The 12671-nt window shown below is 45.7% G+C and carries 10 protein-coding genes and 1 pseudogene; all 11 read right to left on the reverse strand.

All coding sequences use genetic code 11. The features are described 5' to 3' along the window. Nucleotides 1-35: 35 nt before the first annotated feature. The 11 genes and pseudogenes from CL55_RS07940 to cmk all read right to left on the reverse strand — a co-directional run bounded on the left by CL55_RS07940 (nucleotide 36) and on the right by cmk (nucleotide 12663). Nucleotides 36-431 (reverse strand): ComEA family DNA-binding protein, encoded by a 396-nt coding sequence (locus tag CL55_RS07940; RefSeq protein WP_046330602.1) that lies wholly within the window; start codon nucleotides 429-431, stop codon nucleotides 36-38. A gap of 123 nt (nucleotides 432-554) precedes the next feature. Then, entirely contained in the window at nucleotides 555-1346 is a 792-nt protein-coding gene (locus CL55_RS07945) for a hypothetical protein (protein WP_156156290.1), read from the reverse strand. Then, nucleotides 1343-1741, reverse strand: a complete 399-nt coding sequence (locus CL55_RS07950; protein ID WP_156156291.1) for a hypothetical protein — start codon at nucleotides 1739-1741, stop codon at nucleotides 1343-1345. Before CL55_RS07950 ends, CL55_RS07945 begins: the two co-directional genes overlap by 4 nt. Nucleotides 1742-1828: 87 nt before the next feature. Then, entirely contained in the window at nucleotides 1829-4981 is a 3153-nt protein-coding gene (locus tag CL55_RS10485; protein ID WP_052728805.1) for a CHAT domain-containing protein, read from the reverse strand. 117 nt (nucleotides 4982-5098) lie between these two features. Continuing rightward, nucleotides 5099-6118: an ADP-glyceromanno-heptose 6-epimerase gene (gene rfaD, locus CL55_RS07960; RefSeq protein ID WP_046330605.1), complete on the reverse strand. Its 1020-nt coding sequence runs from the start codon at nucleotides 6116-6118 to the stop codon at nucleotides 5099-5101. Next, nucleotides 6115-7044, reverse strand: a complete 930-nt coding sequence (gene rfaE1 / locus CL55_RS07965) for a D-glycero-beta-D-manno-heptose-7-phosphate kinase (RefSeq protein ID WP_052728806.1) — start codon at nucleotides 7042-7044, stop codon at nucleotides 6115-6117. Before rfaE1 ends, rfaD begins: the two co-directional genes overlap by 4 nt. Nucleotides 7045-7092: 48 nt before the next feature. Continuing rightward, nucleotides 7093-8457, reverse strand: a complete 1365-nt coding sequence (locus CL55_RS07970; RefSeq protein ID WP_046330606.1) for a UDP-glucose dehydrogenase family protein — start codon at nucleotides 8455-8457, stop codon at nucleotides 7093-7095. Nucleotides 8458-8503: 46 nt separating this feature from the next. Continuing rightward, nucleotides 8504-9715 (reverse strand): lipopolysaccharide assembly protein LapB, encoded by a 1212-nt coding sequence (lapB, locus tag CL55_RS07975; protein ID WP_046330607.1) that lies wholly within the window; start codon nucleotides 9713-9715, stop codon nucleotides 8504-8506. Nucleotides 9716-9823: 108 nt separating this feature from the next. Beyond that, a pseudogene (locus CL55_RS07980) lies at nucleotides 9824-10120 on the reverse strand (integration host factor subunit beta); the annotation flags it as partial. Between the two features lie 51 nt (nucleotides 10121-10171). After that, entirely contained in the window at nucleotides 10172-11845 is a 1674-nt protein-coding gene (rpsA, locus tag CL55_RS07985) for a 30S ribosomal protein S1 (RefSeq protein WP_046330609.1), read from the reverse strand. 155 nt (nucleotides 11846-12000) lie between these two features. After that, nucleotides 12001-12663 carry a (d)CMP kinase gene (gene cmk / locus CL55_RS07990; RefSeq protein WP_046330610.1) on the reverse strand — a complete coding sequence of 221 codons (663 nt, stop codon included), beginning with the start codon at nucleotides 12661-12663 and terminating at the stop codon, nucleotides 12001-12003. Nucleotides 12664-12671: the final 8 nt, after the last annotated feature.

A 12671-nucleotide genomic window follows, 5' to 3' on the forward strand; every position in this document is an offset into this window, starting at 1 on the left:
ATTTTAGCCATAAGCTAGGCTAGACGTAAAACGGTTTAATTTCGGCGACTTGGTTCCGAACGATCCGAATGATTGCGCGCACCACTTTGACCGCGTGAGCCACGTCTGCCAGTCTTGGAGCCCTCTTTATTGGTACGGCCATGCGGTTCACGAAAAGAACTCGGTGCCTCAATAGTTAAGCCGTTATCCACCATCTTTTCCACAGATTTAATACCAATTCCACGAACACGCTTTTGCAGGTCATTGGCATCTTGAAAGTGTCCACCGTCCAAGCGCTCGGAAATAATTGTCTTCGCTTTAGAGGGGCCAATCCCCTTAATACTCTCGAGCTCAGACTGAGTAGCAGTATTGACATTGATGGGCGAGGCGGCAGCCAAACCTAAGGTAGCTATAAATACTGAAAATACTAAAGACTTTAATAATTGATTCATCTAATCTCCATCAGTTAATAAAAAATCCACTCACACAAAGCGCAAGTGGATCAATTACAACGAATGAAAATTACGAATGTTGACGAAATTATGCAGACGACATCTAAATCAGGAGAAACCTACTCAGCCAATAATACCTTTTAAACCGGTGTAAATAGATACCGCAGTAGTTCCAAGTGCCACAATAGTACCGCCGTATTCTTGCAACTTCTTCATGAGGCCATGAAGGCTTGTTGGCGAGATTCGCCCCTCCCCCAAGCCGGCAACAACCGCCTTAAGAAAGGGGTTGATCGCTGCTTTTCGTAAATGCCTTTGTTTGCTCGCATAGGCTACCCCACCGAGAAGCATCCCAGTTAGGAAACTAAAGGCGATACTTGCGGAATATTCCAGAACTTCCCGCCATTCAAATGTATTTTGAGGCCAAATTGGAGAACCATCCACTAAGGAAGTCATCCAGCTCATGCCAATAACAGAAGCAATGGCTAAAAAAACGACGCCCATAAACCAAGGAAATAATTTGCGAGTAGTACTTTTAAATAGGAAGTACCCGAAAGGTAAAGGTAGGATCATAGAGATCAGCCTTAAGTAGAGCGGCTTAGTATCGTAAACAATCGAGATTAAGCCATGCGCAGCTAATAAGAGCGCAAGAGGAATGCCGATGTATATAACAATATCCAGCATGGATAAAGCAAGGCCTCTTGGCTCAACCTGCTTTTGAACTTGTTCATCTAACAATAATTGCAATTCTGCAATGCGATGCTCATAGGCATCTTGATTCGGAATCTCTTCAAGGCGCTTTTCGAGCTCTGCTACCTTGGCCATCATGGGCTTGAATAAATAGAGATCCCGCGTACAAATCTTGCAGACTGATGCCTCTTCAGAAACTTCAGAGAGGCAGTATGGGCAATTCATCATTTAACGACTAGAGTGAAAACGGTATTTGTTTCTCGACCATCAGTATCTTTTGCCGTTACGCGGATTGTGTGAGAGCCGGAAGGTACATCTGCTTTTGAAAAATCAATACCAGATGCGCTAATAGAATTTTTTAATCTGGGTGTTAAATCCACAAAGGGGGATTTCATATAAACAACCTTGATTGAAGATGGATCAATCTTTCCTTCTCCGCGAGCTTCAAAGTTAACCTTAAAGTCAAGCGGAGAGCTGACTGGAGTGTCAGCTTCTGGGGAAACTAGCTTCACCGATGGACCCCGTGAAATCCCACGGGTAGCTAATGCTCCAGATGCCGCTGGCAAAGCAGCTTCTTTGGCGCTAATTAAAGGTGCCGCACTGACCCATGAAGTTGCGGTCATGAGACTAGTTAAAAATAAGATTTGAGTAAGCTTCATCATCATTCCAAAATAAGAAAATTAGTTAAAAGTGATTTGATAGATATTAAATCAATCGCCAACCACTACAAAAGGAGCCCAAAACAAGGGGTGCGCATAGGAGTATTTCATCGTATTACCTTCTTTCATACCGCCTTGATCTACTTGATTTAGCATGGCCTGACGTAATAACTCAGCCTTGCTGGTACCTTGAGCTTTTTGCTGGCTTTTAAATAGATCAGTCATCATGGTTCTAGACGCCGCAGAATCAACCGGCCAGTTAGATACTAAGAGTGCTTTAGCACCAGCAAAAAAGAAGGCTCTACCCAAGCCTGAGACTGCTTCAGAACCAGCACCCTCTCCAGCAGCAGTGTTACATGCAGATAGCACTACCCAATCAGCATCGAGCTTTAAGGTGAGTACCTTATCCATAGTCAGAAGTCCGTCATCTTTATCGCCTGTCACATCCGGGGAAGATAGTGCCAATGCGGGCTGAGTAAGGCCATTGAGCTCTCCCGGAACTAAACCATGAGTAGCAAACATGACTACCTTGCGATCAGAGAGATCAGTAGACATGACTTGCTTCACAGAAGCTTGACGATGCAAGAAGATATCGCCATCTCCAGCACCAATCGCCTTACCAATCTCTTCAAGCTCAAGACTGGTATCTGGTAAGCGAGGAAGCAAGGCCAGCTCCGCAGAACTTACCCCAGAGGTCTTAGGCGCACTACGCAATGACAGTGGAATACCTCTAGTCGCAAGTTGAGTAGCCTTTACTTGTTTTTGCGCAGACTTTTCTTGTTCACTACTAAAGTAAGGATCACCAAAACCAATAAAGTTTTTGCGATTTGGATTACCGGCTGGTAATGCACGTAAGGCTGTTAAAGCAGTAACAGAGGGGACCTGCGCAACGGCAATGTCCCGTGTTAGCCAAGGAACAGTTTTATATCCACTAAATGGTGTGGCACCACCTTTGGCAGGTTGAGATGTTGGCTTGGTAACTAATAAGGATAAGGGTAGTTGGCCAAGCTCTGCATGCGGTACGGTCAACATCACCTTTTTACCAATAAATGCACTCTGCACTGGGGCAAGAACTTGTTGATAAAGTTGATTTGCTAACGCCACATCGAACGGCGGAATCTCGTCGATCGTAGCAACGCCTGGATCTAAAGACTTACGTAGTTGCGCTACCTCTTTTGCAATTTGGGCACGACCAACAGCAAGCTGAAAAAACTGTACAGGTTTATCTTTGCTAATTGCCCAAACATAACCCACGCTATCTGTGAAATACCATGAGACCAAAACTTCATCAGGCTTTAACGCTTTTTGAGTTCGTTCTACAGAGGCCGGTTTTGGCTCAACAAGTTCAGCATAGTCCGGAAACTTTTTCTCAATCTCTTTTTTCAGATCCTCACGCTGGGATTTAAAGGTAGCGATGTCAGTACGAATCTTGGCTTGAGCAGCAGGGAGTTGTTGCGCAGTCGGGGCAGATAATAATCCAGTCAAAAGTTCCGTCAAAGTATTGATACGTTGTTGCAAATCTTGTTCACGGCGCGCTAAAGATGCTAATTGCGGATCGGAAATAGTCGCACGAGCTGCACTTGAAGTAAGGGCACGCTGTACACCGCTCCCACGAGCAAGATCGGCAATTTGGAAGGCTTCAGCCGCCGCCGCTCCAGATGAATCTGTTTTTGCTTGCTGGGCTAAAGAGGCCAAATACTCCTCTAAAACAAAGATCATTCTTTGGGTTTGCCGTATTGTTGCGGTGGAGTTTTCCGAATCATTTCGCGCCTGATCAACCAGAATCGGAATAGATTGCTTGAACTCAGATAGTGCTTGAGAACCTTGTCCTGACACTTGAAGCGCAGATGCATTAAATGCTCTGATTGCGGCAAGACGTGGGGAGCTCTTTTCCATTCGAGCGCCCGCCCTAGAAAGCATATCTGTAGTCATGGCCACAGCCTGGGATGCTTTACCTGTTTTAACTAAAGCAATAGCCCAATCGAGATCGCCAGATTGATAACTGGAGGCAAGCTCAGGATCGCTCTTAATACCATCCAACATTTCATTGAATATTTTATCTGCCTGTACATATTTACCATCCGCAGCCAATGATGTACCTAAGGCTTTTCTTGCTGCCGCAATTAATGGAGATGCAGAATAATTTGTTGATTGCATTGCAACCTTGAGAGCTGCCTGAGATAACATTACTGCCTCAGCCTGACGCCCTTGCTCGCTAATAATTTTTGACAAGGTTAATAATGCAAAACAAGTGCTAGCAGAATTCACCCCCTCGCGATTAATCGCCAGTACAACCGACTCTCTCGCCCAATATTCAGCATCAATTAAACGTCGCTGACCTAGAAAAGCATTTGCTAGTTGGTTATATAAACCAACTCTTTGCCCATAGGCATATCTGGGCGTACTTGAAATATCCTGCAATACTCTGACCTCATTATCCAAGGCATCTTTATTACTATCTTTGACGTTGTCAAGAATAGTTTTATTTAAGCTCAGAGCAGTTCTAAAGCTCCTCTCGGCTTCAATAAATTTACCTTCCGACATAAATACTCTGCCACGAGCCCGCTCATAACCCAATTGCCAGTTAGTTTTATATATAAAGTTTGGATTTCTAGCTACGCTAATTAGATTAGAGTAGTCATTTTCAAGGGTGGCCAAGGCTTTATTGGCACATTCAAAATCTCCCATTCGCAAACATATATTGACAATATTTTGCCCAGTACTAATCTTCCAACCGCCAAGATTATTAGGAATCATTGCTTTTGTTTCTTCAGCTATTTTTTTAGCAAGAATTAGGTGGCCCCTTAGTGCCTCCTGCTGGGCATACTGCATTCTTTCATCTAACTGCATTGCAATATCGAAGCTGGGATGGTCAATTGCAGCTTTTTTAAAATTCTCTAAAGCTTCTTTGGAGTTTTCCAGCGTATTTTCAGCAACAGCGCGCTGATAGTAGTAATTATTTAGGTCGCGAGGGTCATTTGTCGATGGCAGAGGTTTAGTAAGTACTTTTTTTGCCTTTTCTATTAGGGCCTGATCCTGTCGAGTCTGACTCAATATCTGCAAAATATCCTTCACATCTCTAGGTGGAGCCTTCACATTCTCAATATCTACTTCATCTTTATTGGGGACAGCAAATGAAAAATTAGACAGCACTGTTATGCTGCAGCATAACAATAGTGATTGAATTAGCGAGTGCTTACGCATAGAAAACTCCTAGTTTTTATAAGCAATATATTAGCCTAAAATAAGGTGAGAGTCTCCCAAGTAGAGGCTCTCTTAAGCCTTCAGAGTTACTAACTCACAAGAGGGTTGGCGCTTGACCTAAAGGGGGCTCGCCAAAAAGCCTGAGTTGGCCTCAAGCCACTCAACATAGCGACCGACACCCTGCTCCACATTGAGGAAGGGTTCTGAATATCCTGCAGCACGCAGTTTGGTTAAATCCGCTTGCGTAAAGCACTGGTACTTACCTTTGAGCGCATCTGGGAATGGGATGTACTCAATTGCCCTTTCTTTGACCAACTCTTCTAAGCTAGCAGGATTGGCGTTATCGATTTTGCGCATCGCATTGGCTACCGCATGAGCAACATCATTAAATGGTTGTGCACGGCCACTACCGAGATTAAAGATGCCACTGATTTCTGGATGATCTAAGAAATAGAGATTTACCTTCACTACATCTTCTACTGATACAAAGTCACGACTTTGTTCACCAGCAGCATAACCACCATATTCACCAAAAAGCTTTACCTTGCCATTAGCCTTGTATTGGTGATATTGGTGGAATGCCACTGAAGCCATACGACCTTTGTGCGATTCACGTGGACCGTAGACATTGAAGTAACGGAAGCCAACCACTTGTGCAGCATGGGCTTTTTCAGCAAAGCGCTTACGCATTACTTGATCAAATAGGAACTTGGAGTAGCCATAAATATTCAATGGCTTCTCATGCTCGCGACTCTCTATAAATACATCAGAGCCACCATAGGTTGCAGCTGAAGAGGCATAGAGTAATTGCACTTTTTGCTCTGTACAGATATCGAGCAAATCCATGGTGTAACGGAAATTATTTGCCATCATGAAGATGCCATCGGTTTCCATCGTATCGGAACAAGCTCCTTCATGGAACACCGCCCTTACCTTGCCAAATCGACCACTTCTAAATGCCTGCAGAAACTCGTCTTTATCAAGGAAATCAATGATGTCTAGATCCGCTAAATTGCGGTACTTATCAGCGGGACGTAAATCATCGACCGCAATAATATTTTTCTCGCCACGGGTATTGAGCGCCTGAACAATATTGGCGCCAATAAAGCCAGCCGCGCCGGTCACGATAATGGTCATTGCAATTCCTCAGAAGTAACGGTAGCTGTACCCAACTTACCAACCACAATACCACCAGCCCGATTAGCTAAAGCCATCGCTCTTTCGAGTGGCCAACCTGCCGCCATTGCCACTGCGAGAGTGCCAATGACCGTATCACCAGCGCCCGATACATCAAATACTTCACGTGCTTGCGCCTTAACGTGGCTAACGCCCGTCTCAGTGAATAAGCTCATACCCTCTTCTGAGCGGGTCAGCAATAAGGCTTCTAGGTTCAATGACTTTCTAAGATCTTGCGCTCTCTTGGTCAAGTCTTCTTCGCTAGTCCACTTACCCACGACTTGGCGGAGCTCGCTACGGTTTGGAGTAAGTACTGTGGCGCCACGATATTTAGCGTAATCGTCACCTTTAGGGTCAACGAGAATCATTTTCTTTTGAGCGCGCGCCTGTTCAATCATCAAGGCGACCTGACCTAAGGCGCCTTTACCGTAGTCAGACAAAATCACCACATCAGCATCGCCTACAAGCTTTTCATAGCGCTCTAACTTATGAGCGAGCGCTGACTCACTAGGAGCCTCTTCAAAGTCCAAACGTATCAACTGCTGCTGTCTTGCGATAACTCGTAACTTCACAGTTGTTGGCACTTTGCCGTCAACTTCTAATTGACTATCAACGCCACTGGATTTCAAAAGATCTGTAACGTGTCGTCCTGGCTCATCATCGCCAATTACACCCAAGATCGTTGTCTTAGCACCAAGAGCTGCAACGTTACGAGCCACGTTGGCAGCGCCACCTAAACGCTCATCAATCTTACCTACTTGAACAACGGGTACTGGCGCCTCAGGAGAGATCCGATTCGTATCACCAAACCAATAGCGATCAAGCATGACGTCACCCACTACCAATAAGCGGGCTTTAGAAAATTGTTCTCGGTTAGCTTTTTCCACGATGTAACTAATCTCTCTAATCTCTCTTATGGATTTCTGTACTTACTATTAATTATGACGACCAATACCTTGGTACTCAATACCTAATTCTTGCATAGCTTGTGGCTCATACAGATTACGGCCATCAAAGATGATGGGGTTCTTCAGTTTGGCTTTGAGCAGGTCAAAGTCAGGGCTTCGGAAGGCTTTCCACTCAGTCACGATCACGAGAGCGTCAGCCCCTTGGGTAGCAACCATCGGATCATCCACCAAAGTGACCTGTTTAAGACCTTCTGGATTACCTTTAAAGTCCACCTCAAGGCAATGCCGAGTTTCCGGCATCGCTACGGGGTCATGGGCCACTATTTGGGCGCCGCGTTTAACTAACTCCTGGATGATGACTCGACTAGGGGCTTCGCGCATATCGTCGGTATTTGGTTTAAATGCTAAACCCCACATCGCAAACTTCTTACCCTTAAGGTCAGCACCAAATCGTTTTTCAATCTTCTCTACGAGAATGTACTTTTGAGCTTCGTTTACTGCTTCAACAGCATCTAGAATCTTTAGATCACGTCCATGCTCAATAGCAGTCTTTGATAAGGCAGAAACGTCTTTTGGAAAGCAGGAGCCGCCATAGCCAGTACCGGAATATAAAAAGCCATAACCAATGCGGGAGTCTGAACCAATGCCTTGGCGAACTGCTTCAATATCGGCGCCAACTAAGTCAGCCAGATTGGCTAACTCGTTCATAAAAGAGATGCGAGTTGCCAACATCGCATTAGCTGCATATTTAGTGAGCTCAGCACTCTTTACATCCATGTAATAGGTGCGCTCATGGTGGCGATTAAATGGGGCATAGAGTTTGCGCATTTGCTCTTTAGCACGCAAACCTGCTGGGGTATTTTGCGTACCGATCACAATGCGATCCGGGCGCATGAAGTCCTCTACTGCAGCGCCCTCTTTGAGGAACTCTGGATTAGAAACTACTGAACAAAGCTCTGGTGAGAGCCCTCTGTTATTGAGCTCCTCGGTAATCGCTGCTAAAACTTTATCTGCCGTACCTACTGGCACAGTCGACTTGTCGACGATCACTTTAGGAGTGCTCATATGACGACCAATGTTGCGAGCGGCTGCTACAACGTATTGCAAATCAGCAGAACCATCTTCATCTGGCGGAGTGCCAACTGCAATAAATTGAATGTCACCATGGGCAACCGAGGCGGCAATATCAGTAGAGAATTGCAGGCGGCCCGCCGCGCGGTTGCGCTCAATCATCTCTTTTAAGCCTGGCTCGTAAATAGGGACGCCGCCAGAATTGAGAATCTCAATCTTCTTGGAATCTACGTCTACGCAAAAAACGTTATTACCCTGCTCTGCTAAGCAAGCGCCAGTAACAAGACCAACGTAACCGCTGCCAATGATGGTGACTTTCAAGATAGCTCCAAATAATTCAATATTTAATTAGTAATTGCCACTCAGATTACATCGAAGGGCCGCTAGGAACAGCTCCCTCACTGCGTCTTGGTGAGTATGCCTCCCAATGATTACAGCCTGGGCACTGCCAGTAAAAACGACGCGCACGGAAACCACAGTTACCACAGGTATAGCGAGCCAAACTGGTCGTACGCTGCTTCAATAAACTCAATGTTGCCTGTAAATCAGAAACTCGCTCTGGGGTGCCATTACTCTCAGCTAATGCCAAACGTGTTTGCGCCAATTTTGAAAGGGCGCTCAAACTTGGTGAATGCTGCATCACCTCAACTAGCATCACCTCAGTAGCTTGTGCCCCACGAATTTGGGTCATATGTTTTTGCACAATGTCGAGCAACTCACCAGAGGCTTGGGTTTGCAGCAACTCGCAAAGCGCGCCCAAACCTAAATCAGCCTTATCAAGCGCTGTATGCGCGGCCATCCAGCGATCCGCAAGCAAATGCATGTAAGCAGGGTGAGTCTTCGCAATTACAGCCCATACATCGATTGCCTGAGCTGGGCGATCCATGGCTATCAAATAGTCACCTTGCAAAATGAGTGCACGTGCATGATGCGGGACCGCTTGTAATGCCAATTGAATAGATTGCTCAACCTCTGGTAAATCTTTGCGACGCAATGCTTCTTGACCCAGCTCACAATGAAACTGTGCAATCTCGGTGTGATGTGATTTTCCTTGTAAGGCCTCGAGCTCACTAGCAGCAATGATGGCTTTTTTCCAGTCCCGCTCAATTTGATACATCTCGAGCAGACTCTCTTTTGCAGGGGCAGCAAACTTGCCTTCACCCACACGATTTAATGATGCTTCAGCGCGATCTAACAGACCAGCACGTAAAAAATCACGGCCTAATTCATAGGCAGCGTGGTCTCGATCGCGTGGCTTTAAGTCATCGCGATTAGCTAGGTGTTGATGCACTCGAATTGCACGCTCAGTTTCGCCACGGCGACGGAATAAATTACCTAAAGCAAAGTGAAGATCGATTGTTTCAGGATCAAGCTGAGCGATCTTCACCAAGGTTTCAATTGCCTGATCAGGCTGCTCATTTAATAAGAGGCTTAAGCCTTTAAAGGTTGAACGCTGCTGACGCATACGCTCACGCTCATCCATGCGATTTTCAAGGCGCAAATCCCAGCGACTAGCCAACCAGCCAATCCCAAACATGACTGGTATTAACAGTAGCCAGGAGGTAGCAATCTGAATCATGCTATGCAGAACTTAAATAAAAAAATGGTCCGAATGGACCACTGGATATGCGCTATGTGACTAGGCACCAGAACCCTCTTTAGGGCTCACCTGCTTCAGAGGATTGTAATCAACACGTTCACGTAATTCTTTACCCGGCTTGAAATGGGGCACACGCTTTTCTGGGATCAACACCTTCTCACCAGATTTTGGGTTACGACCTGTACGTGCAGGACGGTGATGCAAAACGAAACTACCAACACCGCGCAACTCAATCCGCTTACCTTCAGCCAAAGCGTGAGTCATTGTGTCTAGCAAAGTTTTTACTGCCAACTCTACGTCTCTTGGTAGTAGCTGGGGAAACTGCTCCGCCAAACTCTCCACGAGCTCGGAACGGGTAATTGCTTGTTGCTCTTGATCTGACATATCTATCAATAAAAAACCGCCGCTCTCCTACCGGAAAGCGGCGATATTGATTTAGCCTTGATTGTCCATTTTTGCTTTTAACAAAGCGCCCAAATTGGTTGTGCCAGACTGCGCATCACCTTGGAGCTTGCTAATAGCATCTTGTTGGTCAGAGCTGTCTTTTGCTTTGATTGAAAGATTGATTACACGTGACTTGCGATCAATATTGATGATCATTGCAGTTACGCTATCGCCTTCTTTCAATACATTGCGTGCATCTTCAACGCGGTCTGTTGAGATCTCAGAGGCACGTAAGTAAGCTTCAACTTCATCAGCCAAGTGAATAGTTGCACCCTTAGCATCAACAGCCTTCACAGTACCAGTTACAAGGCTACCCTTGTCGCTTACGGATGTGTAGTTGTTGAATGGGTCACCAGACAACTGCTTAATACCAAGAGAGATGCGCTCTTTCTCAACATCAATAGCCAATACAGTAGCTTCAACTTCATCGCCTTTTTTGTATTTCTTAACAGTTTCTTCTCCTGGCTCATTCCAAGAAATGTCTGAGAGGTGAACCAAACCGTCAATACCGCCAGGCAAGCCAATGAATACACCAAAGTCAGTAATAGACTTGATTGCGCCAGTCAACTTGTCGCCTTTTTGTTGGCCACGTGAGAACTCTTCCCATGGATTTGCTTTGCACTGCTTGATGCCCAAGCTAATACGACGCTTGTCTTCATCAATATCCAGAACCATCACTTCCACTTCGGTTCCTAATGCAGTAGCTTTGCTTGGAGCAACGTTCTTGTTAGTCCAGTCCATTTCAGAAACGTGTACCAAACCTTCGATACCAGATTCGATTTCTACGAACGCGCCGTAGTCAGTCAGGTTGGTTACCTTACCGAATAAACGGGTGTTTGGTGGGTAACGACGAGCGATACCAACCCATGGATCATCGCCAAGTTGTTTCACGCCGAGTGAAACACGGTTTTTCTCTTGATCGAACTTCAAAATCTTCGCGGTCACTTCTTGACCAACAGTCAACATCTCGCTTGGGTGACGCACACGACGCCATGCCAAATCGGTAATGTGCAAGAGGCCATCAATACCACCGAGGTCCACGAACGCGCCGTAGTCAGTAATATTTTTAACGATACCTTGAACAACGCTACCTTCTTTGAGGTTAGACATCAACTTCGCGCGCTCTTCACCTTGACTAGCTTCAACAACTGCGCGACGTGACAACACTACGTTGTTACGCTTGCGGTCAAGCTTGATAACCTTAAACTCCATCGTCTTACCTTCGTAAGGGCTGGTGTCCTTGATTGGGCGTGTATCAACGAGTGATCCAGGCAAGAATGCGCGGATACCGTTAACCATGACAGTCAAGCCGCCTTTAACCTTACCGGTAACAGTACCAGTAACGATCTCAGCTTGCTCAAGCGCTTTTTCCAAATTCATCCATGATGCCAAGCGTTTTGCTTTGTCACGGGAGAGGATTGTGTCGCCATAGCCATTCTCAAGAGCGTCAATAGCAACAGAAACGAAATCGCCAGGAGCTACTTCAATCTCGCCAGCGTCGTTATGGAATTCTTCAACAGGAATAAACGCTTCGGATTTCAATCCAGCGTTAACAACGACGAAGTTATGGTCGATGCGAAGTACTTCAGCCGAAATAACTTGGCCGGTCTTCATATTCGATCGGGTTAATGATTCTTCAAATAGTTCTGCAAATGATTCAGACATTTATATATTCACTTTGTGCCGCCAGAAGGCCTGACGGGTTAGGTTAAAAAAGCCCCAAGAAACACGCTAAATTAGATAATCGCGTTGTAGAGTTTCTTAAGACGCCAAAACAACTTCTACTTCTACTTCCACTTCTGTTAACTGCCCACCAAAAATTAAGCAACTTTTGATTGATACCAATCTAAAACCGTCTTAACTGCTTGATCTATCGATAATTCCGATGTTTCTAGCACTTCGGCGCCGTCTGCGACTAACAAAGGGGCTGTACCTCGACTACTGTCTCTGGCATCGCGCTCTTGTAAATCATGCAGCAAGTGCTCTAGTTTAGCAGAAATTCCCTTAGCTATCAATTGCTTATACCGACGTTCTGCTCTAGCCTCAGCTGTTGCCGTGAGGAAAATCTTCAGAACAGCATCCGGGAAAATCACGCTTGCCATATCGCGACCATCAGCAACCAAGCCTGGAGCCACCCTAAAACCATGCTGAACACCCACTAAAGCCTGCCTAACCTCTGGATGTACTGCTATTGCGGACGCGCGCAAACCAATGCTTTCGGTACGAATAGCATCTGTCACATCTTCCGAATTGAGCAAAATTTGGCCATTTTTGAACGAAATCACTAGTTTTTTAGCCAAAATACCCAGTTCTGGGCCATTTTGAGGCTCAATGGACGCTTTTTGACTACCCAAGGCAACCAGTCGATATAGCGCCCCACTATCCAGATAATGAAAGCCTAACTTTTTAGCCACTAAGGAGGCGACAGTCCCTTTGCCAGAGGCTGTAGGTCCATCAATGGCGATGACTGGCGGCAAATTCATTAAAAAGG

Origin of the sequence: Polynucleobacter duraquae (assembly GCF_000973625.1) — a bacterium.
In the GTDB taxonomy this organism is placed as follows: domain Bacteria; phylum Pseudomonadota; class Gammaproteobacteria; order Burkholderiales; family Burkholderiaceae; genus Polynucleobacter; species Polynucleobacter duraquae.